The 23421-nt window shown below is 65.2% G+C and carries 19 protein-coding genes; 13 read left to right on the top strand and 6 right to left on the bottom strand.

Features of this window, described 5'->3' with window-relative positions:
- Nucleotides 1-27: 27 nt before the first annotated feature.
- Nucleotides 28-2166 carry a DEAD/DEAH box helicase family protein gene (locus ACOI2T_RS24970; protein WP_421874593.1) on the bottom strand — a complete coding sequence of 713 codons (2139 nt, stop codon included), beginning with the start codon at nucleotides 2164-2166 and terminating at the stop codon, nucleotides 28-30.
- Nucleotides 2163-4277 (bottom strand): sigma factor-like helix-turn-helix DNA-binding protein, encoded by a 2115-nt coding sequence (locus ACOI2T_RS24965; RefSeq protein ID WP_421874590.1) that lies wholly within the window; start codon nucleotides 4275-4277, stop codon nucleotides 2163-2165. The genes ACOI2T_RS24970 and ACOI2T_RS24965 overlap by 4 nt, the downstream gene beginning before the upstream one ends.
- A 244-nt stretch (nucleotides 4278-4521) precedes the next feature.
- Here ACOI2T_RS24965 and ACOI2T_RS24960 point away from each other — a divergent pair, with 244 nt between their 5' ends.
- The 5 genes from ACOI2T_RS24960 to helR all read left to right on the top strand — a co-directional run bounded on the left by ACOI2T_RS24960 (nucleotide 4522) and on the right by helR (nucleotide 10938).
- Nucleotides 4522-5169 carry a hypothetical protein gene (locus ACOI2T_RS24960; RefSeq protein ID WP_421874587.1) on the top strand — a complete coding sequence of 216 codons (648 nt, stop codon included), beginning with the start codon at nucleotides 4522-4524 and terminating at the stop codon, nucleotides 5167-5169.
- On the top strand, nucleotides 5166-5585 hold the full coding sequence (locus ACOI2T_RS24955; protein ID WP_421874583.1) for an HIT family protein: 420 nt from the start codon (nucleotides 5166-5168) through the stop codon (nucleotides 5583-5585). The genes ACOI2T_RS24960 and ACOI2T_RS24955 overlap by 4 nt, the downstream gene beginning before the upstream one ends.
- Nucleotides 5586-6227: 642 nt before the next feature.
- On the top strand, nucleotides 6228-6428 hold the full coding sequence (locus ACOI2T_RS24950) for a hypothetical protein (protein ID WP_409505873.1): 201 nt from the start codon (nucleotides 6228-6230) through the stop codon (nucleotides 6426-6428).
- A gap of 805 nt (nucleotides 6429-7233) precedes the next feature.
- The gene (locus ACOI2T_RS24945; protein WP_409505928.1) at nucleotides 7234-8427 is read left to right on the top strand and encodes a trypsin-like peptidase domain-containing protein; all 1194 of its coding nucleotides are present in this window, start codon (nucleotides 7234-7236) and stop codon (nucleotides 8425-8427) included.
- Between the two features lie 258 nt (nucleotides 8428-8685).
- Entirely contained in the window at nucleotides 8686-10938 is a 2253-nt protein-coding gene (gene helR, locus ACOI2T_RS24940; protein ID WP_409505872.1) for an RNA polymerase recycling motor ATPase HelR, read from the top strand.
- Here helR and ACOI2T_RS24935 read toward each other — a convergent pair.
- Nucleotides 10883-12379 carry a potassium/proton antiporter gene (locus ACOI2T_RS24935; protein WP_409505871.1) on the bottom strand — a complete coding sequence of 499 codons (1497 nt, stop codon included), beginning with the start codon at nucleotides 12377-12379 and terminating at the stop codon, nucleotides 10883-10885. The two genes, helR and ACOI2T_RS24935, sit on opposite strands and share 56 nt — an antisense overlap.
- Nucleotides 12380-12460: 81 nt before the next feature.
- Here ACOI2T_RS24935 and ACOI2T_RS24930 point away from each other — a divergent pair, with 81 nt between their 5' ends.
- Nucleotides 12461-13153, top strand: a complete 693-nt coding sequence (locus ACOI2T_RS24930; RefSeq protein WP_409505927.1) for a potassium channel family protein — start codon at nucleotides 12461-12463, stop codon at nucleotides 13151-13153.
- Nucleotides 13154-13174: 21 nt separating this feature from the next.
- Entirely contained in the window at nucleotides 13175-13471 is a 297-nt protein-coding gene (locus tag ACOI2T_RS24925) for a hypothetical protein (protein ID WP_409505870.1), read from the top strand.
- Nucleotides 13472-13475: 4 nt separating this feature from the next.
- Here the strand turns inward: ACOI2T_RS24925 and ACOI2T_RS24920 are convergent, their stop codons facing one another.
- Nucleotides 13476-13997: a methyltransferase family protein gene (locus tag ACOI2T_RS24920; protein WP_409505869.1), complete on the bottom strand. Its 522-nt coding sequence runs from the start codon at nucleotides 13995-13997 to the stop codon at nucleotides 13476-13478.
- Between the two features lie 90 nt (nucleotides 13998-14087).
- Here ACOI2T_RS24920 and ACOI2T_RS24915 point away from each other — a divergent pair, with 90 nt between their 5' ends.
- Nucleotides 14088-14684, top strand: a complete 597-nt coding sequence (locus ACOI2T_RS24915) for a TetR/AcrR family transcriptional regulator (RefSeq protein ID WP_409505868.1) — start codon at nucleotides 14088-14090, stop codon at nucleotides 14682-14684.
- 6 nt (nucleotides 14685-14690) lie between these two features.
- Here ACOI2T_RS24915 and ACOI2T_RS24910 read toward each other — a convergent pair whose 3' ends face one another.
- The gene (locus ACOI2T_RS24910; RefSeq protein WP_409505867.1) at nucleotides 14691-15470 is read right to left on the bottom strand and encodes a Fic family protein; all 780 of its coding nucleotides are present in this window, start codon (nucleotides 15468-15470) and stop codon (nucleotides 14691-14693) included.
- Nucleotides 15467-16480, bottom strand: coding sequence for a putative nucleotidyltransferase substrate binding domain-containing protein (locus ACOI2T_RS24905; protein WP_409505866.1), 1014 nt, complete (start codon nucleotides 16478-16480; stop codon nucleotides 15467-15469). The genes ACOI2T_RS24910 and ACOI2T_RS24905 overlap by 4 nt, the downstream gene beginning before the upstream one ends.
- A gap of 168 nt (nucleotides 16481-16648) precedes the next feature.
- Here ACOI2T_RS24905 and ACOI2T_RS24900 point away from each other — a divergent pair, with 168 nt between their 5' ends.
- From ACOI2T_RS24900 to atzF, 5 genes are read left to right on the top strand one after another with little or no spacing between them, the layout of a single operon-like run.
- Nucleotides 16649-18193 carry an amino acid permease gene (locus ACOI2T_RS24900; protein WP_409505865.1) on the top strand — a complete coding sequence of 515 codons (1545 nt, stop codon included), beginning with the start codon at nucleotides 16649-16651 and terminating at the stop codon, nucleotides 18191-18193.
- The gene (locus tag ACOI2T_RS24895) at nucleotides 18194-19033 is read left to right on the top strand and encodes an urea amidolyase associated protein UAAP1 (RefSeq protein ID WP_409505864.1); all 840 of its coding nucleotides are present in this window, start codon (nucleotides 18194-18196) and stop codon (nucleotides 19031-19033) included.
- The gene (locus ACOI2T_RS24890) at nucleotides 19030-19638 is read left to right on the top strand and encodes an urea amidolyase associated protein UAAP2 (protein ID WP_409505863.1); all 609 of its coding nucleotides are present in this window, start codon (nucleotides 19030-19032) and stop codon (nucleotides 19636-19638) included. Before ACOI2T_RS24895 ends, ACOI2T_RS24890 begins: the two co-directional genes overlap by 4 nt.
- The gene (locus ACOI2T_RS24885) at nucleotides 19635-21632 is read left to right on the top strand and encodes a 5-oxoprolinase/urea amidolyase family protein (RefSeq protein ID WP_409505862.1); all 1998 of its coding nucleotides are present in this window, start codon (nucleotides 19635-19637) and stop codon (nucleotides 21630-21632) included. The genes ACOI2T_RS24890 and ACOI2T_RS24885 overlap by 4 nt, the downstream gene beginning before the upstream one ends.
- Nucleotides 21629-23287, top strand: coding sequence for an allophanate hydrolase (gene atzF / locus ACOI2T_RS24880; protein ID WP_409505861.1), 1659 nt, complete (start codon nucleotides 21629-21631; stop codon nucleotides 23285-23287). Before ACOI2T_RS24885 ends, atzF begins: the two co-directional genes overlap by 4 nt.
- The last annotated feature ends 134 nt before the right edge of the window (nucleotides 23288-23421 follow it).

Genomic DNA, 23421 nt, shown 5'->3' with positions numbered 1-23421 from the left:
CGGTTCCTCACCAGCAGCGTCTGTTACTCACATGTCCATGAGCTGGTAGCGCTCTTTGAGTGGACGCAATACTTGCAGCGTCGTCTCGTAATTTTCCGATAGCTTCCCGAACTCGTTGGCCCGCTCCAGCTCTCGAACGAGGAGGGCGCGTTCAATCGTAAAACTAATCGGTGTTCCATCTGGCGGAACGGCCAGGTAATCGAGGATCTCGGCACGATCCTTACCCGGCGCACGGCGGAGCAACCGTCCGCGGCGTTGGATGAACTGTCGGGGATTGCTGCTGCTCGCCAGCAGGTAGCCGATTCGGGCGTCGGGGATATCGACTCCCTCATCAAGGCAGCGCATCGCGATCAGGGTGCGGAGATCGCTTCCGCTGCCGAACCGCCGCAGTAGCGCTTTGCGCTCGCTCCGCTGTGTGTCCGACACGTAGGTGTGTCCCGACAAGTGGAGTTCATTGCCAACGAGGTGCATCACCTCGTCGACCTGCTTCGGTCCTGGCGGCTCGCCCGGCTCTGCCGGTCGCCGACCTTCGGCGCAGTAGATGAGTTGGAACCACTCGTCGCGCCGTGCAGTCAGATCGTCCCTCAAGGCAGCAATTTTACCTTCGGCGTGTCCCAGCACCCCAGCTCGTTGACGTAGTAAAAACCCCAAAGGTGAAGTGGGATCCGAGTTCCGGAGGTCATCGCCCGACGCGATCCGCTTCGCGATCTGTGCCGAGAGGTCGACGTAGAGATTGGTTTCAGCGTAGTTCAGCTCGATCAGCCTCGGGACGTAAAGGTATCGCGTGAGCGCGCCCATCTCGATTGCCTTAGCAAGTCCGAGCTCGAAGCAGACTGGCCCGAAATATCCGGTAAGTGCATCTGTACCTTCGTCATCGAACCAACGTTCGGGTGTCGCTGACAATCCCAACCGGTATGTAGCGTTCTGGGGGAGCGACGAACGGAAGGTCTGAGAGCCGAGATTGTGTGCCTCGTCGGCGATTACGAGAAGCGGCTGCGAAATACGCGCCAAGACCGATTGGAATCGCTGGCCTGAAAAGGAGTCATTGGTGGCGACGATGGCGACTACAGGACGCTGCCCCATACGTGCTGCGGCGAGCTGTTCTTCTAGGACAGGAAGCCACTTCTCGCTCGATTCATATACGGCAATCGGCCGGACGCCAAAGCCTTCGACCTCGGAGATCCACTGATCCACGAGGTGGGTGAGCGGCGCCAAGACTAGCAACACCAACGGCTGTTCACGCTGCCGAAGTAGATCGCCAAGCTTGGTCGCTGCGATCATCGCCGTCTTTGTCTTACCCGTGCCCGTGGCCATCTTGAGGATGCCGCGGCCTTGCTGTCCTAGCCACGCGACGACCGCATCCCGTTGATAGTCACGGACTTCAAGGCCTGAGGGAATGCTCAGGCGAGATGGCTCGCTGACCACCGCCGACGCTGGAGTCAAGGCGTTGTCGACGCCCGGCAGCGGCCGGTGCGGCCTGTCGTTTCCTAGCTTGATGAGCCGGTCGCGCGCCACGTCAGGAAAACGCTCTATCTGGAGATTCGGAGTCTGGTTCGACCACAATGATTGAAAGTCGCTCTCCAATCGCAGCGCTCGCACGCCGTCTCCAGAGACCCACCCGCTGTAGACCTCTACCGACTCGAAATTGGCCATTAGGCCGCCGTACGTCTCGTTGCTGCTGCCGGTGAACCCGATAAGGTCTCCGAGATCGTCGCGGAAGATCCCGATCTTCTCGTGGTAGATGCCGACCCGCCCATCCTGCTCCACGAACGCCAGCTTGATGTCGAGTCGGCCCTCGGCAATAAGTCGCCCCAGCAGACCGAGCCCGTCAAGCACTGTGACCGGCTGATCGTCACTTTCCAGCTCCCGCAGCGTGGCGCGCTCCATGACGGCGCGCACATCGTAGCCACGTTCGATATCGACGATGTCGTCCTCGTTCAGGTGAGGCGACGCGATGAGCCGCATTGATCCACCGCGCCCGGCGAAGACCTCGATACCGCGGGCATAGAGCGCCAGGCTGGTGGAAGTGAAATAGCCAACCGCTCGGCTATAACTCGTTGCCACGGTGAACGCAGGTACGAAGAAACTACCGACGACGTCTTCCCTGTCACTGCGATAGCGATTGTGCAGTGTGAGTGATCGGAGGCCGCGGGGTTTGTCGGTCACAGAAGGTCCAGGATCTCGTCCACTTCGGCGCTATGGGTGCGGACCGCCGGAACATGGCCCGTCTCAAGTTGCTCGCGAATAGCGAGCAGCAGATCCGCGACGTCATTATCGCCGCGGGCGCGGTAGTCACCAATGATGCTGGCGACAGGAGCGTCCTCAGGTAGAGCGATCGCCGTCGCCAGGGCGATGCGGGCCGCCGCTGGGTCAGACGTTGGTTGCGCTCCGACTAGCGACAGAGCGTCAGCAAGTGGGTCACCGATAAGGTCCCGCGCCTGCTCGAAACTAAAGGTGTGGTCGTCATAGATGACGAGGAACGCCTCGGTGTCGGCCGCCACGTCTTCCTCCATAAGGAACCGACGAATCGTTCCGAATTGCGGTTGGATGCCAGTCCAGGCGATTGACTGTGGTCCGAGCGCAGAATCGAGCTGCAGCGTCTCGCCCTCACTGAGATCGAGGATCGTCGTGATAGCCATCGGCGCAACGGAACCACTGCCGCGCAGATGGTCGGTGGTAATGCGCACGCGATAGCTCCACGCGCCCAACCGCCGGAAGAGACGCCGAGTCTGCTGGGGTGATTTGCGGACGGTACGTTCTCCACCTAACTGCACAATTCGGTCCTTGGTGGTGAACGGTGCCGCAGCTGCATAAGCGATCACACTGCTGCCGCTGACGCTATATCGAGCGGTGATGTACTCGACAACGTCCTCCAATCGCGCGCGACCACCGCCACGTGCGACGAGTTCTCGGATCATCGACCGGATGCCCGTGTATGCTTCCATGCCCCACTCTTTGAGTGCCCAGCGGTCCCGGTCCACACGTTCGAATCGAACATCTGCGCCCAAAGCGTTGCCCAGTGAACGAGCGCTCCGGTCGAAGACGAATTGATCGACGATCTCTTGAGAACTGAGCGGCGATCCCGCCAAGGACAGGACTGCGGCTGCGTAGTCGCCCACGGATGATGTGCGCGTCAGGACAGACTCGCCCTGAATGACGTACCCGCAGTGCGCCAGCCACGACGCAGTAAAGCTAGGTCGATGCTCGGTCCGCTGCGACTCGATCAAGTCCAGGTCGCCGAGCAGAACGACACCGAATTGATCTGCTCGCTCGGCCAATTGGGTCCGTGTGAACTCCAGCGCGGCGGTCATCGTGGGTACGACACACCACCCGCCCTCAATCTCATATGCGTCATCTAGTCGGTCGAGCACTCTCCAGGCGGGTTGACCCGCACGGTCGACATTCTTGCCGAGTGCCGGCATTGTTTCCAGGAGATCGTCGAGTGGTCGGATAGTCCCGATGAGGTCGCGCGCACTCTCGGCGGCCATTGCCAAGGGTCCCTCTTCGGAGATCACCGTCATCATGGTGCCGCGTGCCTTACCCTCGATCTGGCGGATTCGCTCGCGCGTGACGTCATACTTCTGGCCAAGCTGGTCAAGAGTCGGCGGATCATCGGCGAACAGTCGCGCCTCTAGAATGTCCATCGCACGGGAATCGAGCACGCTGAGGGCCTCGTCGAACAGTGCTGCGATGTCACGTTCGGTCTCCGGCTCGCTGGAGACATCGCTCACTCGAAGTGCCTCGATGCGTTGTCTAGCCTTGACGATCTCGTCGGGCGTCCCGGGAGGGATGTGGCCGCCTATTAGTGGCTGATCGACCCTCCCTACCGTGCGGTACCAAGCGGCGATTCTGTTGACGTCCTCAATTAGGGATGCCGCCCACGCAGGATGTGCCGGTACAGAGAACGACACAGAGATAGAATCGTGCCCGGAAGGCGTCGCCCTGATGGTGGCTGTCGCTTGTGACGTCGATACGTCGGCCAATGCCTGCAAGATCGCGTCAGCAGTCCCGACGCCCATGTTCTGCCAGCCGAGCATGTCGTCGAGACTGATGGACTGCAGTCGGCCCGGCTTCGAACGTCCGTATTTGCCGAATGCATTGCGTGCACGTGCCGGAATGTCCAGCCCAAGCACATCAATATTGCCCGGCAGGCCTGGGAAGATCTCACCGATGGTCCAGCGCGTCAACCGCTCCATCGCCAGCGCCGAAATTTGGGCTAGGCGTGCTTGCCGAGCGTCAGCACTGGTGCTTTCGATCGGCTCGTTCCACCAGTCCACGGCCCCGATTCCTGAGGCTCCAGATATCCATGGAAATGCATCTGACCAGCTCCGCGGCTGTACCTCGTCCGGCATCGTGTCATCTATCATCGCGGTCTCTGCCCCCTTCATCCGACGCACCGTCTGTATAGCAGCGAACTGTGACAGAGGGGGGCGAGCCGGTCGAAAGTAGTGGTACTAGCACGGAACTTTCACGTTCTAATGAGGGGACGAACTTGTCGGTGGGCGTCGATACGCTCGTGGCATGGCAATCTCGGAACCTGTGACATTCCTGGCATCAGTGGGACACGTCGTACTAGCTGCAGCCGAGACGACTTCGACGAGCGGGATGGACACATCGAAGGGCTGGTGGGAGACATACGGCGGACCTGCCGTCATCGCTGCACTGATCACCGTTGTTCTTGGCAGCGTGATCCAGTACCTGTTCACCATGCGGAAAGAGCGCACAACGGCCCTGCGTGACCTTCGGGTGAAGGCGCTCAACGAGTTCTACGCCCCGATTAAGACGCTGCTCGGTGGCAACCTGGTGCTCCGAGACGCACTCTTCGACGAGCTTGGCGTTGTGGCCGGAGAAGAGTGGCACATGTTGGACCACCTTGACGAGATCCGTGGGAACGCGATGGCACGGGAGATCGTGGAGGAGGTGCTGGGTATCAACAAGAAGATTGGGGAGATCCTCGAATCGAAATCAGGGCTTGACCTGGGGCAATCCGCATTCAAGGCGCAATGGGAGGTTCACCGGAGGCTCCTTGACCGCGCATTTAGTGGGGCGCCCGGTCAGATCAAGGGAAAGCTAACTTACTTTCCGAAGAGCTTCGAAGACGACATCAATCGGATGCACGATGAACTACTTCGCGCAGTTAAGTCGGGCGTTGGGATGAAAACAGAATGACCGACGGCTGCAAGTTCTGCGCATTGTCCGCCGCGCCAGAGGCGCTCATCGTCGGCTCCGTCTATGTCCTGCCAGACGCCTATCCCGTAACACCGCATCATGTTCTAGTCATACCGCTGCGTCACTGCAGTGATTACTTCGAGATGACGCAAGTTGAGCTAGCAGACACCCACCGGGCGCTCCAGCGATTGCGGGCCGATTTGGTCCGTATTGGCGTGGACGGCTTCAATGTTGGGTGGAATTGCGGCGACGCCGCCGGCCAGACTGTCGGTCACGCTCACTGCCACCTCATTCCGCGGCAGTCAGGTGACATGGTTGACCCGACCGGCGGAGTCCGGGGCGTCATTCCTTGGCGCCAGAAGTATGGGGAGATGGAGTCGATTGGGAGCCAGCGCGGAGTCGCAGCACGTCTCTAAAGGATTCGGTAGTTAACCCTGTGAGCGCTGTCCCCATCCTGGGCGCGGTCGTAACCTGACTCCCTGCGTCCGCAGTGCGGCCGCAACAGTGGTGTGCGAAACCCCCAATCGATCACCGATCCAAGCAAGAGACTTGCCGGCGGCGTAAAGCTCGGCGGCTTCCCTAGCTTGGTCGGCAGTTATACCTTTGCGTCGGATAACAACACCGTGTTCGCGGAGGATTGTCGCGACTCTCGTCTTGGACATGCCGTAGTGCCTGCCTATATCCGCTGTGGTGTTCCCGGCTTCGTAGCGCTCGACGATGATGGCTATGTCATCTGGGGTGAGGAAGCGTTTGGAGCGAGGTATCTGGTCACCCCGCCTGGGCGGTTCGGATCGGGATGGCGAGGTATTGATACGTTCTTGCAGGTCATGCCACTTTTTTGACAAGTGCGCAAGGTTCGAGTTTCTTCCTATTAGCTCCACGTTTTGAAGCCCGCGTTCAGCGGGCTTTTTCATTGGGTGGACGTGGCGCTGCTTGGTCACATGCGTAACACCGGTAACGCCAGGACAAGGCGAAGTGCTTTCTCAAGTGCGATATCGCGGGTGATATCGCTCTCGAAGGAGCGTTCACCGGAAACCGCGGGAAACCAGAAATCATCCATGGTTCAACGACCCCGGCAGGGGACCGCTGCCGGCCGCGAAGGTCTGCGGGCGTTGTTTGCCCGTGATCAAGCGGTTGAATCCTGGCTTCGCGATGAGGTGGCCGCCGCCTATGACGCCGTGGTTGCGGATCGCGCACGGGCGATTACCGCGCAGGCCGTGCGGGCACGCTTGGCCGCGGAGCAGGCCGGAACCGTGTGACGGTCAGCGTCGCCTTCACACCGGCGGCGGAAGATCAACTCATCGAGTTGTACCGCTATATAGCCGCGAGTAGCACGGCAGTCGCGGCGCGGTATGTGGACGATCTCGTGACGACCCCCGGTAGGGGCTCCGGGTCATAGGGCTTCAAGCGCCGAGCGATCGTCGCGTTCGCAGTACTGGGCGAACAGGGTGGTGATTGTCGGCATCTTCTATGGGGGAGGGGACTACGAAACCATCCTGAAGCATTCGGAATTGGAGCCGGAGTAGCGGACCCGTCGACGAGTTTGGTTTATGGGGCGTTGCGCCCCGCACAGACGTCTACATCCCACCGGTTTGGGGGTAGGGGGTTCGAATCCCCTTGGCTCCGCTAGTCGAAAGTCATCTGTCATCTCCGCGGGTCGCAACCCCCACCAAAGGTCTCGGCAAAGTCTTGGCGTGCGCAGAACGTCTTCTCAGCACACCCTCAGCGAACACGGGCACCTTGGAGGAGAGCGCGGCGCGGCCGCGCAGCTCGTCGTCGACTCTTAGAGGAAGAAGAACGTACGCCATGACGCATCGGCCAGAGTACCCGCCGTCTCCGGACAATTACGAGGCGGTTCCGGGACATCATGCGAGAAAGCAGTATCCGAGCCCGTGGTCGCGGGAAGGCTATCGGAGGTACGGCGGTGCGCGCGCCATCTCGCAGCCGCCGTTCCCGGAAGGATCCGCGGATATCAATGACACACAACGCATCCCGGTGCAATTTCCCGATAATGACCAGCCGCAGAAGCGATCCCGGGGCCGCGTCGGCGCGCTCGTCGCAGGCATGGCTGCCGTTGCGGTGACGTCTGGTGCGGTCGCGGGCATCGCGGTGGTCAACCACGAAGCCCAGCCGACGGCAAACTCCGCGACACCGGCAGCGACCGCGCCGAAGCCGGCTGACGTCCCGCGGCTTCCCGCGGCGGCAGCGCCGAACGGTTCGGTCGAGCAGGTCTCGGCCAAGGTGCTGCCGAGCGTGGTGAAGCTGCAGATCGACCTGGGCCAGGGAAGCGCCGAGGGGTCGGGCATCGTCATCAGCCCGGACGGCATGATCCTGACCAACAATCACGTGGTGGCCGCGGCCAAAGAGGCTGCCTCGCAACAAGGCCCGCTGCCCGGCCTCGGTGGGCCGATGGGCTCGGACGGCCAGGATCCATTCGGCGGCCTGTTTGGTCCTGGATCGGACACTCCGACGGCGCGCACCGCTGCGGCTCCGCAGGCCACGGTGACCTTTTCGGATGGTCGCACCGCACCGTTCACGGTGATTGGGACGGACCCGGCCGATGACCTGGCCGTGGTCCGCGCCGAAGGGGTTTCGGGACTCACCCCGATCGCGATCGGATCGTCGAAGGACCTCAAGGTCGGCCAGGACGTCGTGGCGATCGGCTCCCCGCTGGGACTGCAGGGCACCGTGACGACGGGCATCATCAGCGCCCTGGACCGTCCCGTGGCCACCGGTGACGAGGAGACGGGCCAGGCCTCGGTGATGAACGCGATCCAGACGGATGCCGCGATCAACCCGGGTAACTCCGGCGGTGCCCTGGTGAACATGAACGGCGAGCTGATTGGCGTCAACTCCGCAATCGCGTCTCTCGGCGGGGGACAGGGTTCCGGTGGGGCACAAAGCGGTTCGATCGGGTTGGGTTTCGCGATCCCGGTGGACCAGGCCAAACGCATTGCCGATGAACTGATCTCGACGGGCACGGTCCAGCACGCGTCGCTGGGCGTGCAGCTCAGCACTGCCGGCGGTGCCAACGGCGCCGCGATCGCCGGCGTCGCCAACGGTGGCCCGGCCGCGCAGGCGGGGCTGCGCAGCGGGATGGTCATCACCAAGATCGACGACCGTCCGATCGACGGGCCGGAAGCGCTCATCGCCGCGGTCCGCTCGAAGGCCCCCGGCGACCAGGTGACGTTGACGTACGAAGATCCGTCGGGCGACACGCAGACCACCCAGATCACGCTCGGGGCCGTGCAGGCCTGATTCGTGCACCCATCCGTCTCGTGACAACGGCGAGGCGACCGTCGAAGAAGCAGCGACCGGAACAATTGGGTACCGGGCCTCGTTGACTAACGGTCGCGAGCCCGCACCCACGGATGGCTATGGGAAAGAATAAGGAGGAGCTGCTGCTCCGTTCCCCTTCCAACGTATAGCGGACAGGGGGCTTGCGGCAAGGCCGGGGTGATGGCGCAAAATCGCTGGCCGGAGCCGGACGCGGAGAGATGGGATAACGAGAAGCACGTGTCGAATCGAGAGTACGAAGACGAACTGCAGTCCGAGCGCAACTATGTGGCCGGGTTGTATGCGCGACTCGATGCCGATCGTGCTGACGCCAAGCGCCGGTACCAGGACGCGCTGCGGAGCCCGGTCGACGCCCAGGACGGCGGGGCTTTCGTGGGCCGCGACGCAGAGGTGCGCGCCATGGCCAAGGAGATGCAGCGACTCGACGTCGCCGACAACGGCCTGTGTTTCGGCCGGTTGGAAACCGTTGAGGGCGAACATCTCTACATCGGCCGCCTCGGCATTCTCGACCGTGACAACGACTACGAGCCGTTGTTGCTCGACTGGCGTGCGCCGCTCGCGCGCGCGTTCTACGTCGCGACGGCCGCGAGCCCCGAGAACATGCGCCGCCGTCGCCAATTCCACACGCGTGGCCGGCGGGTGATGGATTTCACCGACGAGATCCTCGGCAGGCCGACCGGGGCCGAACTCGGCGATGAGCGCGACGGTCCCGGGGATGCCGCGCTGCTGGCCGCGGTCAACGCCCCGCGCGGTGAGGGCATGCGTGACATCGTCGCGACGATCCAAGCCGAGCAGGACGAGATCATCCGGTTCGATCACTCCGGGGTGCTGGTGATCGAGGGCGGTCCCGGCACCGGCAAGACCGTGGTCGCGCTGCATCGCGTCGCCTACCTGCTCTACACCCAGCGCAAGCAGATGGAGCGGCACGGCGTGCTTGTGGTCGGGCCGAGCCCGGCATTCCTCAACCACATCGGCCGCGTGTTGCCGTCGCTGGGTGAGTCGCAGGCCGTGTTCATGACGACGGGCGACTTCGTGCCGGGTCTTCGCGTGACGGCCGAGGACACGCCGGCTGCGGCACGGCTGAAGGGTTCGTTGAAGATCCTCGACGTGCTCGCCGCGGCGGTCGCGGACCGCCAGGAACTGCCGGAGGATCCGATCCCGATCAACCTCTCGGACGTCACGGTGCAGATCGACGCCGAGACCGCGAAGTGGGCCAGGGACGAGGCGCGTAAAACGGGCCTGCCGCACAACGAGGCCCGTGCCGAATTCGTCGACGTCGTCACGTACGTGGTCATCGAACGGGCCGTCGCCCGGATCGGCCGGGGGTGGCTGACCCGCGAGGACAAGCACGCGTGGGAGCAGATGCGCGCCGACGTGCTCAATGAGCTCGAAGACCACGAACAGTTCGCCGCCGCACTCGACAAGTTGTGGCCGGTGCTGACGCCGGAAAACGTTCTGGCAGAACTGTATACGTCATACGAGCGGCTCCGGGCCGCGGGTGCCGACGAGGCCCTGTGGCGCTCCGACGGCGAAGCGTGGACAGTGTCGGACGTACCGTTGCTCGACGAGCTCGTCGACCTGCTGGGGCGTGACAAGGCCGCGGACCTGGCCGCCGAGCGGGAACGGAGGGTCGAGGAGGCGTACGCCGCGGGCGTGCTCGAACTGATGGTCGCCCGTGAGGATCTGATGGACGACGAGGACCGCCTGCTCGCCGGCGACCTGCTCGCCGCCGAAGATCTCGCGGAGCGTTTCCAGGAACGCGACAACCGTGAACTCGACGAACGAGCCGCTGCGGACCGGGACTGGACCTACGGGCACGTCGTAGTCGACGAGGCCCAGGAACTGTCGGAGATGGACTGGCGGGTACTCATGCGCCGTTGCCCGCGCCGGTCGTTCACGATCGTCGGCGATCTCGCCCAACGCCGGTCCGCGGCCGGGGCGACGTCGTGGGATCAGATGCTGCAGCCCTACGTGCCCAATCGGTGGGTGTACCGGTCGTTGACCGTGAATTACCGCACCCCCGCGGAGATCATGGCAATCGCCGCCGCGGTGCTCGCCGAATTCGCCCCGGATGCGCAGCCGCCGGAATCGGTTCGTGCGTGCGGTGTGGTGCCGTGGTCACGACAGGTTTCAGGCGATGAACTCGCCTCTGCCATAGCTGAATTCAACCAGGACGAAGCCGGACGCGAGGGCACCTGTGTCGTGATCGGCCCACCGGGCGTGCCTGGCACGGTACCGGCCTCGGAGACCAAGGGTCTGGAGTTCGACGCCGTGTTGGTGGTCGAGCCCGAACGCATCCTCGCCGACGGGCCGCGCGGCGCGGCCGAGCTCTACGTCGCGCTCACGCGGGCGACGCAGCGCCTCGGCGTCCTGCACGTGGGTCCGCTGCCGCAGGCGCTGAGCGGCCTGGTCGCGATCAGTCCGGATGGCCGTACTCGTCGAACCAGTACGCAAGCTTGCCCCGTCGACTGACGGCCCGCAGCCGAGCTTCTGCGGCAGCGCGGGTTCTGCTGGTCGTGACGATCAGCAGTTCGTCGCCCACCGCGATGCGCGTGTCGGGCAGCGGGACGAACGTGTGACCGTTGCGGATGATCAGGGTGATGACCGCGGGGTCGGGCAGTCGCAGTTCGAGAATCGTGACGTTGTGTAGCCGCGATCCCGGGCGCACCGTCATGGTCAGCAGATCTGCGTCGATCACGTCCAGCGGTGCGGCTTCCACCTGAATCTCGCGGGTGGTATCCCGGCTCACCAGGCCGAGCCCATGCGCGACGATCCGCAGGCTGGGTGCCTGCACCAGGGTGAAGATCACCACCAGGACGAAGACGATGTTGAGCAGCCGGTAACTGTCGGGGACGCCCGCGACGATCGGAAAGGTCGCGAGCACGACGGGGACGGCGCCGCGCAGCCCGGCCCAGGACAGGAAAAGCTGTTCGCGAAACGGGATTCGAAAGGCGACGAGCGACAGCATCACCGACAGCGGCCGGGCGACCAGAAGCAGGACGAGGCCGATCACGATCGCCGGGATGATGTCGGAGCCCAGATCGTGCGGGTTCACCAGCAGGCCCAGCAACACGAAGAGCCCGATCTGTGCGAGCCAGCCGACGCCCTCGGCGAACGATCGGGTCGCCGACCGGTGTGGCAGCCCGGAGTTGGCCAGCACCACCGCGGCCAGATACGCGGCGATGAAGCCGCTGGCGTGCGCACTGCCTGCGGCGGCGAACGCGACGAGCCCCAGCCCGAACGTCGCGATCGGGTACAGACCGGAGGCCGGCAATGCGATACGACGAAGCGCCTGCGCTCCGACGAATCCGACCGCAAGACCGAGCGCGATGCCGGCGAGCAGTTCGTAGATGAGGTCGGTGACCGCGCCCTCCGGATCCAATACGAACGGCACCACGCTGAACATCAGCACGAGGATCACCGCGGGCGCGTCGTTGAACCCCGATTCGGCCTCGAGCAGCCCCGCCAGGCGGCGGGGCAACGGCAGGACGCGCAGGACCGAGAACACCGCCGCGGCATCGGTCGACGCGACGATCGCGCCCAACAACAACGCGAGCTGCCAGTGCATGTCCAACAGCAGATGAGCCCCGACCGCGGTGACGAGTGTGCTGATGAGGACGCCGAGGGTGGCCAGCGAGGCCGCGGGAGCCAACACCTGGCGGATGTCGGAGTACCGCGTGGTCAAACCGCCTTCGACGAGGATCACCGCGAGCGCCGCAGTACAGACGTTCCTCGCCAGTTCGACGTTGTCGAAGTCAAGCCCGATACCGTCCACGCCGAGCACGACACCGACCAGAAGGAACAACAGAAGGCTCGGAAATCCGACCTTGGTTGCCACGCGCGTGCCGACGATGCTCGCGAGCAACACAAGGCCGCCCACCAACAGGGTGAGGTACAGCTGATTCAAGCTCATTGTGCGGTCAGTTAATCACCGACCAAGCGCATCGGGTGGGCGGTGCGGATAGGTCAAAATGACTGAGTGGCGGAACGAAAGATGCGCATCGGGGTTGCAGGTGCGGGCAACGTGGGTCGTTCCGTCGCGCGCGAGTTGTTGGATTACGGCCACAAGGTCCTGCTGATCGAACGGGAGCGCCGCAGTTTCGAGCCGCAGACCGTGCCCGCCGCCGACTGGTTGCTGGCCGACGCCTGCGAACTCTCCGCGCTGGAGGAGGCGGGCACCGAAACCTGCGACGTGCTCATCGCGGCGACCGGCGACGACAAGGCCAACCTGGTGGTCGGGCTCCTCGCCAAGTCCGAGTTCGGGGTGCCTCGTGTGGTGGCCCGTATCAATGACATCCGCAACCAGTGGCTGTTCAGCCAGCAGTGGGGTATCGATGTGGCCGTGTCGACGCCGGGCGCGCTGGTTGCCGGTGTCGAAGGCGCGATCGACGTCGGGCACCTGGTGCGGTTGATGGGGTTGCGCGAGGGCCGGGCGGAGCTGACCAAACTGACGCTCCCCGAAGACAACCCGGTGGTGGGGCAACGGGTGGACCGGTTGGATCTGCCGGCCGACACCGCGCTGGTCACGGTGGTCCGGGGCAGCAAGGTCATCCTGCCGAAACCCGACGATGTGCTGGAAGCCGGCGACGAGATGTTGTTCGTGGCCAATCGCTCGTCGGAAAGCTCACTGCTGGCCGCGATCCACGGTCGCGAGTTCCTTCGTGAGGTGATCGGCGACGAGGCATGACCGCCGTTCTACCCTCGTGCCATGGATGCCATCGAGGACGCACCGCCCGCTCCGGAGAAGCGATTGGTCATCAGGGTCAATTCGAACGCCAAGATGTCCCGGGGCAAGGCCGCCGCGCACGCCGTTCACGCGGCGCTCAAGCTCTACGGCATCGAGTACGAACATCCGGTGATCGTCATCGGGGGCAAGCCTGACGAGATCCTGGCGCAAACGGTGCACATCCGTGATGCCGGACGGACCGAGCTCGAGCCCGGCACCCTGACCGCGGGCGCGAGCTGGGAGTGGCGCGACCGCGGCGAACCAGATCCCACGCAATAGCCCGTCAGTCAACATATTTCGGCACCCACGGCGTCACGCGGGGAATCCACCGGGGGACATTCTGCCGGTATGCCTCGTATTCCGCACCGAACCGGCGGAGCAGGTGTGGCTCCTCGACGGTGGGGATGGCGATCGTGACGACCGTGCAGAACAGCACGAACCAACCGAACAACCACGGCGAGGCGGTCGCGACCGCCGTCCCGAGTTGGATGGAGAACACGGCCGTCATCATCGGATTACGGACGTATCGATAGGGACCACGCAGCACCAGGTGAACCGGTGAACCGATCGCCAGCGTGCCTTCGCCGACTCGGTCGAACAACACGACCGTCCACACCAGAAACCAGAGCCCGAGCCCGATGAGGGCGGCCCCCGCGACCGCGAGCAGCAGGCCTTCCGTCGTGCCCAGATCGGGTGCATTCACCTCGGTGAACTGGGCGATCACCGCCGGTATGAACACCGTCATCGTCGCAGGGGCGATCAGCACCGAGATCAGATGCCGCCACCACAGCCGTCGTCTCGTCATCGTCGGATCCTTTCTTCAACCGCTGTTGAAGAAAAACGCTACGCCGCCGGGGTGCGAAAGGTCAACGCTTGTTGAAGTAAACTTCGGAGCATGTCGGAGACCCGGCGCAGCGGCCGGTGGCGGACCGGCCAGCAGAGCAGACAACGCGTCATCGACGCCGCGCGCGAGCACTTCATGCGTGACGGCTACGAAAAAGCGACGGTCCGGGGCATCGCTGCCGCGGCCGGCGTGGACGTCGCGATGGTGTACTACTTCTTCGGGAACAAGGAAGGCCTGTTCACCGCGTCGGTGCTCGACACCCCCGAGCATCCGCTGCACCAGTTGGCACATCTGCTCGACGACGGTCCCGACGACATCGGTGCGCGACTCGTGCGGGACTTCATCCAACGGTGGGACGAGGGAGCGTCGTTCGACCCGCTGCTCACGGTCTGGCGGTCGGCAGCCATACAGCCCTTGGCGCGCAAGCTGTTACACGATTCCCTCGCCGGACCGGTGGCAGAACGGGTTTCGGCTCAGTTCGGCGTGACCGATGCCGAACTGCGCGTCGAACTGGTGACGACGCATCTGGTGGGCCTGGCGTTCGCGCGCTATCAGCTCAAGATCGAACCACTGGCTTCGGCGAGTGCCGATGAATTGGTCGAGTGGGTTGGGCCGACGATGCAGCGTTACCTGACCGAGCCGAGATAGTTGGCCTCATATGTCGCAGTCCCGTAGGCAATTCCGCAGGATCGGGATGAACGGTCGCGGATCTGGCGGTCCGTCACGCCGAAAGGGCAGCGAGTCGCGGGACGCGGTGATCCAATCGGCGCGCGAGACGTCGGTCAGGCACAACCGTCGGCGGGCTCGGACGGTCAGCAGGTGCAATAGCAGGGTCCCGGTGCGGCCGTTGCCTTCCCGGAACGGATGAATCTGGTTGTAGACAGCGTAAATTCGGGCGAGCCGATAAGCGAGCTCGCCGCCGTCGAGGGCGGCCGCCGCTCGCGCCAGCGAGTCGATGTCGCTCTGCAGCGCCCGCAGCGCGCGTGGGATGCGTTCGCACGAGCCGAACGTGCTGTCGCCGCGGCGGAGTTCGACGATACGCGGCTCGCCGGCCCACGCGTACACGTCACCGAACACGTGCTGGTGCAACCTTCGGGCGTCGAGGTCATGGTCTTCGGGTCGTAGGTGAACCTGCACAATCCGGCCCGCTGTGGCCACGAACTCGAGCCGGGCCAGCGTCGCGGCGTCATGGACGCCGAAATTGTTGCGCAGCACCGTGGTACCCGGGATGAGATAAGGCTTGCGCCGCGCAAAGAGCGGCCGCCGGTACCGGTGGATCTCGTGCGGCAGATGGCGTCCGAGATACTGCCCGAAAGTGACTGCCCCCGTGGCGAGTTCGGTGAGATCGGAAACCTCCGCGGAAGTGGGCCGCCAACCTTCGAGGCGTTCTGCGGCAAGTGTCTGGGCGAGCGCATGACGCTCGCGCCTGCTCACCACTCCGAAAACGTCGACGTCGACGCCAGATAGTCGAGTTTGCGCCGGACGCCGTTGAGTTCGCGGCCGATGCTGCGCAGCGCGGTGCGGTCCTGGGGCGAGAGCTCCGACAAATCGGTGCGATCGTCGACAGGCCCATGCGGTGTCCAGCGGGTGGCGCGTAACCGCCAGCGGATGCTCGAGCCGATCGCGTAACACTTCTCCAGTGCCGTGGCATCGTCTTCGTCGAGGTAGCGGCTGCCTGCCGCGTCGCGAATCCGCTCGCTCGTCGGCAGTGCCGTCGAGCCGCAACTGAGTGCGGCCCAGCGTGCGATGCGCACCACCGGGTCGACGGCCGCGTACTTGACGTCCACGCCGCTCTCGCCGGTGGTCAGCACCCGCAGTCGGGACGGGACATGGCCACGGGCATGCGTCGCATCTTGCAACATGGCCGCCAACGCGCCGGGATGCCGGCGGGCCGCGACACCGAGCCGGCCGCGCAGGTCAGGTCCATCGGTGACCGGGACCGCATCGGCGAGCAGTCCCATCATCACCACGCCGCGGTCGGCCGAAGCGTCGGCGGTCCACGTGTCGATTCCGGCGGTCCACTCGTGCGCGGAGCGGTTGAACCGGGCCCGCGCCGCGGTCGCGCCCTTCGCGTCGGCGGGAAAGCCGCACTCGGCGAGGAGGTCGTGAACTTCGATCGCATGGCCGAGGCCGGCATCCGGCGGGGTGGTGTCCGCGCGTACGAAGAGCGTGTCGAGGTCCGAACCCGGCAGCGCGTCGCCTCGTCCGATGCTGCCCGACGCGTACCACGTTCCTGCTGCCGCATGGGAGAGGGTCCGCGCGGCGCTGGCAAGCGCGGACCGTCCGAGGGCCGACCAGGCGGCCGCGACGGTCGCTGCGCCCGTGCGGGTTTCAAGCAGGTGGCGGACCCCGTCGTGCGCTGACCGGCACGCCGTCAGCAGCGCTTGTGCACTGCCTGCCGCCGCTACCTCGCGCTGCGCGCGTTCCAGCAGACCCTCGGGCATACCGGCGATTCTGACAGGCCAGACCGCCGTGAGGTTTCGGCAACCAAATCCTTACCGGCGGCTACATGAACGAAACATCCGGGTGACGCTCACGACATGCGCAAACGGTTATCTGTCGTCTGACAGTTAAGCCCGTGGCGGCAGCGCCCCAACCCGAGAGAAACGCTTATGACCAGCAGCGCAACGGCGCCGGGAAACGACGTGTCGGACGGTCACTCCGGCGATCACCAGGACCTGGCCGAGTTTGGTTATGACCAGCAGTTGCACCGCAGGCTCGGCAAGTTCGAGTCGTTTGCGGCGGGCTTCTCGTTCGTCTCGATCCTGACGACGATCTTCCAGTTGTTCGGCCTCGGGTTCGGGTTCGGCGGGCCGGCGTTCTTCTGGACGTGGCCCGCGGTGTTCCTCGGCCAGTTCCTCGTCGCGCTCTGTTTCGCAGAGCTCGCCGCGCGCTACCCGATCTCGGGGGCCATCTACCAATGGTCGCGGCGGATGGGCGGCGAGGTGGTCGGTTGGTTCGGCGGCTGGTTCATGATCCTGGCGCAGATCGTCACCGCCTCGGCCGCCGCGATCGCGCTGCAGGTGGTGTTGCCGTCGATCTGGTCCGGGTTCCAGATCCTCGGTGACGATCCGGCGCTGACCTCGCCGAGCGGCGCGGCCAACGCGGTACTGCTCGGCACGGTGCTGCTCGTGGTCACCACGACGATCAACTGCCTTGGTGTGAAATGGATGTCACGTGTCAACAGCGCGGGCGTCGTCTGCGAGATCGTCGGCGTCGTCGCCGTCATCGGGGTGTTTTTCACCCACGCCCAGCGCGGACCGCAGGTGGTGTTCGACACCGGCCATGCCGGCGGTCAGCCTGGCTACATCTGGGCCTGGATCGTGTCCGGTCTGATGGCGGCTTACGTGATGGTCGGCTTCGGCTCGGCCGGTGAGCTTGCTGAGGAAACCCGCAACCCACGCCGGGTCGCACCGCGCACCATTCGTCTTGCGCTTTCGGTGTCGGCGCTCGGTGGCGGGCTGATGATTCTCGGCGCACTGATGGCCGCGCCGAGCCTGACCGACGGCCGGCTGGCCGCCGAGGGACTGCCGTACGTGCTCGACACGGTGCTGTCCTCGCCGTGGGGCACGGTCCTGCTGATCGACGTCTGCATCGCGATCATGATCTGCACGTTGGCAATTCAGACTGCCGCGTCACGACTGATGTTCTCGATGGCCCGCGATGACCGGCTGCCGGCGTCGGCGATCCTGTCCCGCGTCAACGGGCGCACCGGTACCCCGATCTGGCCGTCGGTGCTCATCGGCGTGCTGTGCATCGCGGTGCTACTGGTCAACATGGGCAACTCGGCGATCTTCGCGACGCTGGCCAGCGTCTGCATCATCCTGATCTACCTGGCCTATCTGCTGGTGACCGCGCCGCTGCTGTATCGCCGCCTCAAAGGCTGGCCGGTGCAGCGCAGCCAGGTGGATGCCGAAGGGCTGCCGCTGTTCTCACTCGGCCGGTTCGGCCTCGTGGTGAACGTTCTCGCCGTCGTCTACGGCGCGCTGATGATCGTCAATCTGGGCTGGCCCCGCGCCGAGATCTTCAACCCGACCGGGGAACTGCCGATCCTGCAATGGGCGGGACCGCTCAGCATCGCGGCCGCCGTGCTGCTCGGCGCGCTGTGCTTCCCACGCGGCAAGACCCACCCCAAGCCCGTCACGATTGGAGCCTGAATGTCCACCACGACAGAGACATCCACAACCGCGGGTGCGCGTGAACACGCGCGCGCTCAAGCAACAGCGATCACCGACTCGATGCCGGTGGTGCCGGCGTCGAGCTGGCCGTCGCCGCCAGACGGGATCGCCGCCGAGAAGCTGACGTGGGCCGAAACGGTTCCCGGTGGCCGCTACACCACGAAGGTGCTCGCGCGCGGAACCCGGCTGCGGCTGCGTGACCTGCACGGCACGGCGTGCGCGCACCTGCTGCTCTGGCGTGCCGACGCACCATGGGAGCGGCTCAATGTCGCCGACACCGTGAAAGTGCCCTGGCAGGCGTATCTTTCGTCCGGACACCCCCTGCTGAGCGATCAGGGCCGCGTGCTCGCTACCATCGTCTCGGACACCTCGGGCCATCATGACGCGGTCTGCGGCACCACCACGCTGTCCGGCAACAACGCGAAATACGGTGCGGGAAGCCCGGAATCGGCCAGCCCGGCCGGAGGCGAACTGTTGGCGCTTGCCGCGCTCAAGAACGGCCTGACCCGGCGGGACGTGGCGCCGAGCGTGTCGTTCTTTCACGGCGTGCGGGTACAACCCGACGGGGCGTTGGTGTCGACCGGATCGGCAGGCGCGGGAACGGCCGTCGAACTGCTCCTGCACCTGCCGCTGATCGTCGCGATCGCCAATACCGCACACCCACTCGATCCGGCGCCGACCTTCGACGTGGGCTCACTTGAGGTGCTGGCGTGGTCGGCACCCGACGACCTCGCCGAGATCGGTGCCCACCTCACCGATCGGGACCCCGAATACCAACGTGCCTTTCTCAATTCCGAAGATGTCTGGAGTGCCCGATGACCGCGACAATCGTTGACGAAATCGTCGCCCCCCGGGGGCGATGGTCGAAGATCGTGACGGCCGGAGACGTGTTGACCATCATCGACCTGCACGGAAACCAGGCCGTCGACACCCTGTTCTACGGTGCCGACGATCACGGTGTCCGATACAGTGCGCCCGCCACCGTCGCCGCGCAAGGCAACATCTTTCTGACCAGCGGATCGGTACTGCGCGACAGTGATGGCGAGCCCATGCTCACGATCATCGACGACGAAGTCGGCAATCACGACACGCTCGGTGGCGCATGCTCGCAGGAGTCCAACACCCTGCGCTACGGCCACCACACCAAACACCAGCACGCGTGTGTGGAGAACTTCATCGGCGAGGGTGCGCGGTGGGGCCTGACGAAGGCCGACATCGTCAGCAACATCAACTTCTTCATGAATGTGCCCGTCGATCCCGACGGATCGCTTGGCATCGTGGACGGGCTGTCTGCTCCCGGCAAGAAGTTGTCGTTGCGTGCCGAGATCGACACCCTCGTGCTCGTCTCGAACTGCCCGCAGATCAACAACCCCTGCAACGGATTCGACCCGACGGCGGTGCGGATGGTTGTGACCCGCTCATGACGAGCGGTATCGAGGTCATCCGCCCCGGCATGGCCACCACGGTCCAGGACTGGCCGGGCCGCATCGGGTACTGGCAGGTCGGCGTACCGCCGTCCGGACCGATGGACGACGTGTCGTTCCGGCTCGCCAACATCGCGGTGGGTAATCCAGAGGGCGCGCCGGGTTTGGAGGCCACGATGGGTGGCCCGGCACTGCGCTTCGACACCGACACGTGGGTGTGCGTAGCAGGTGCGCCGGCCCCGGTGACCGTCGATGGCAGGCGGGTCCCGCAGTGGGAGCCGGTGTTGGTCGAGGCCGGTCAGGTGCTCGACGTCGGTATGGTCGACGGTCCAGGCCTGCGCATCTACCTCGCCGTGGGCGGGGGCCTGGCTGCCGACGAATACCTCGGCAGCGCAGCGACATTCACGCTGGGCCGGTTCGGTGGCCATGAAGGTCGCGTGCTGTGTGCCGGCGACAAACTGGAAACTGCCGGCACGCCGGTGGGCAGGCGTCGGCGCATTCTGTTCGACGAGCAACCGGCCATCGGCAAGCACTGGTTCGTCGCCGTGACCGTCGGTCCGCACTCGGCTCCCGAGTTCTTCACGCGCGACGACATCGACACCATGCTCAGCCATGACTACGAAGTGCACTTCAATTCCGACCGCACCGGTGTCCGGCTCATCGGGCCGAAGCCGGAGTGGGCCCGTCCCGACGGCGGCGAGGCCGGGCTGCATCCGTCGAACATCCACGACAACGCCTACTCGGTAGGCTCGCTCGATTTCACCGGCGACACCCCGATCCTGCTCGGCCCCGACGGACCCAGTTTGGGCGGCTTCGTCTGTCCGGTCACCGTCACGGCCGCCGACCGCTGGAAGTTGGGTCAGCTGGCTCCGGGTGCCACGGTGCGGTTCGTACCGGTGCGGACCGCGGCAGCGCCGCCGGCCGCGACGGTCGGACGCGAGCGGCGCGCGTTCCTCCCCGCCGTGTTCTCCGCGGGCGGCGACCAGGACAACGGGATCCTCGCCCGCACAATATCATCGGACGAAACCACGAACGTCACCTACCGCCGGATCGGGGACGACAACGTCCTCGTCGAGTACGGCGAGATGCGCCTCGACCTGGCGTTGCGTGCACGTGCCCATGCACTGCACGCCGCGCTGGAACAGCACCGGCCGGATGGCCTGATCGATCTCACACCCGGTGTGCGATCGCTGCAGGTCAAGGTGGATCCGGGGCGGCTCCCGTTGTCGGCGTTGGTGCCGATGCTCATCGAGATCGAGGCGTCATTGCCCGCCGCGCAGGAGCTCGTCGTGCCGAGCCGAACGGTCCGGCTCCCACTGAGCTGGGACGATCCTTCCACCCGTGAGGCGATCGAACGTTACATGCACGGCGTGCGGGCCGATGCCCCGTGGTGCCCGTGGAACATCGAGTTCATCCGGCGGATGAACGGGCTGGCCTCCACTGACGACGTGCACCGGATCGTTTACGACGCCGAGTATCTCGTGCTTGGGCTCGGCGACGTCTACCTCGGCGCGCCGGTCGCCACGCCGCTGGATCCCCGCCACCGCCTGGTGACCACGAAGTACAACCCGGCCCGCACGTGGACGCCCGAGAACGCGGTGGGTATCGGTGGCGCCTATCTGTGCATTTACGGCATGGAGGGGCCGGGCGGCTACCAATTCGTCGGTCGGACAACGCAGATCTGGAATCATCGGCATCCGCTCGCCGCACAGGGATTCGAACCGCAGCACCCGTGGTTGTTGCGGTTCTTCGACCGGATCCAGTGGTACCCCGTGTCCGCTGAGGAGTTGTCGGATCTGCGCGCCGACATGGCGGCAGGCCGAGGTCAGGTCGAGATCACCGACGGCGTGTTCTCGCTCGCCGAGCACGAGGAGTTCCTCGCCGCCAACGCCGACGACATCGCCGCCACCCGTGCCATGATGGAGGCCGCGCGGGCCGGGGAACGCGAACGTTGGGCGGCGGCAGGAGAATTCGTGAGGAAGGAGTCCGCATGATGCGCATCGCCGACATCTACGGCCGGATCGAGCAGAGCGGGCGCAGTGAAGTCTTCATCCATCTGCGTCCACAGGATGACGTTGAGGCCGAATATCGCGCTGCCGAGGGCCCGTTGGCGGGTCTGGTGCTGGCGGTCAAAGACAATGTCGACGTCGCCGGGGTGCCGACGACGGCGGCCTGCCCCGGGTTCAGTTACACCCCCGATGCCGACGCACCGGTCGTCTCCGCTCTCAAGGCGGCCGGTGCCGTCGTCATCGGCAAGACGAACCTCGATCAGTTCGCGACCGGACTCGTCGGAACCCGTAGTCCCTATGGGCCCGTGCGGGATTCACGTCGTCCCGACTACATCTCCGGCGGCTCCAGCTCCGGGTCGGCGGTGGCGGTCGCGTTGGGCTTCGCCGACATCGCGATCGGCACCGACACCGCAGGATCGGGCCGGGTACCTGCCGGGCTGCAGGGCATCGTCGGGATCAAACCGACGATCGGGGTGGTGTCCACGGCCGGTGTGGTGCCGGCATGCGCGAGCTACGACTGTGTGACGATCCTCGCCGGGGACCTGAACACGGCCCAGCGGGCGATGGCGGTCATGAGTGCCGGTGCTCCGCAACGCCATTGGGCACCGGACACGCCGCTCGCCGGCGCATCGGCTCCGCGTGTCGCGATACCCGATCAACTGCCCGAACTCGATGCGGATTGGCGCGATGCGTTCGGCGCGGCGGTGCGCCAGGCGCAGGCGGCGGGCTTTGAGACCGTGCCGATCGCAATGGACGCGTTCTTCGCGGCGGCCGATCTGCTGTACAACGGCGCGCTTGTCGCTGAACGATTCGATGCCGTAGGCGAATTCGTGACCACCGCAGAAGCAGACGCTGGTCTCGACCCGACCGTGACGGCCATCGTCGCGGCCGGCGGTTCCTACTCGGCGGCGGATCTGCTACGAGACCGCCGTCGAGTAGAAAAGCTGCGGCATGAGGCATTTGCACAACTGGCCGACTGCGACGCCCTGCTCGTGCCGACGGCACCCGCGCATCCGACAATCGCCGAGGTCGCCGCCGATCCCATCGCGGTGAACGCCCGCATGGGGCGATACACCAACTTCTGCAATCTGTTCGACATGTGTGCCATCGCGGTTCCCGCCGGCACAGTGTCCGACGGTGCCCAGTTCGGTGTCACGCTCTTGGCGCCGGCATTCCATGACGGTGTGATCGCTGATCTGGCGGCACGTTTCCTCGCCGAACCGGCAGGTGCCGCCTGGCCGGAATTCGCAGGGACGCCCGTCACCGAACTCGCGGTATTCGGCGCCCACCTGCGCGGGCAGCCCCTGGAGCATCAACTCACCGAACGTGGAGCGCGGTGGGCCGGGCCACTCGCGACCGCACCGCGATACCGGCTGTTCGCACTCGACACGGTTCCGCCCAAGCCGGGGCTCGTGCGCGCCGACGACGGCGGTGCGGCGATCGTAGGGGAGCGGTGGGTGCTCTCAACCGCGGCGCTCGGCGAATTCCTCGCTGAGCTCCCCGCCCCGATGCAGCTGGGCAAGGTCGAACTGGATGACGGCAGCTGGGTCACCGGCTTCGGCTGCGACCATGTCGCGCCGGCGCATGGTCGCGATATCACGGAATTCGGAGGATGGCTGGCAGCGCAAACCCGGGTCTGACGGGGTTGTGGATCGGCCGGCGCTCGCGATTGTCACGCCAGCGTGACGCAGGCGCTCGATTGTCACGCCAGCGTGGCGCAGGCGCTCGATTGTCACGCCAGCGTGGTTGACGCGCGATTGTCACGCCAGCGTGG

Source organism: Mycolicibacterium wolinskyi str. Jessa 2025 (genome assembly GCF_049241375.1).
Classification (GTDB): domain Bacteria; phylum Actinomycetota; class Actinomycetes; order Mycobacteriales; family Mycobacteriaceae; genus Mycobacterium; species Mycobacterium wolinskyi.
This window is presented reverse-complemented; position numbering and strand designations above follow the sequence as displayed.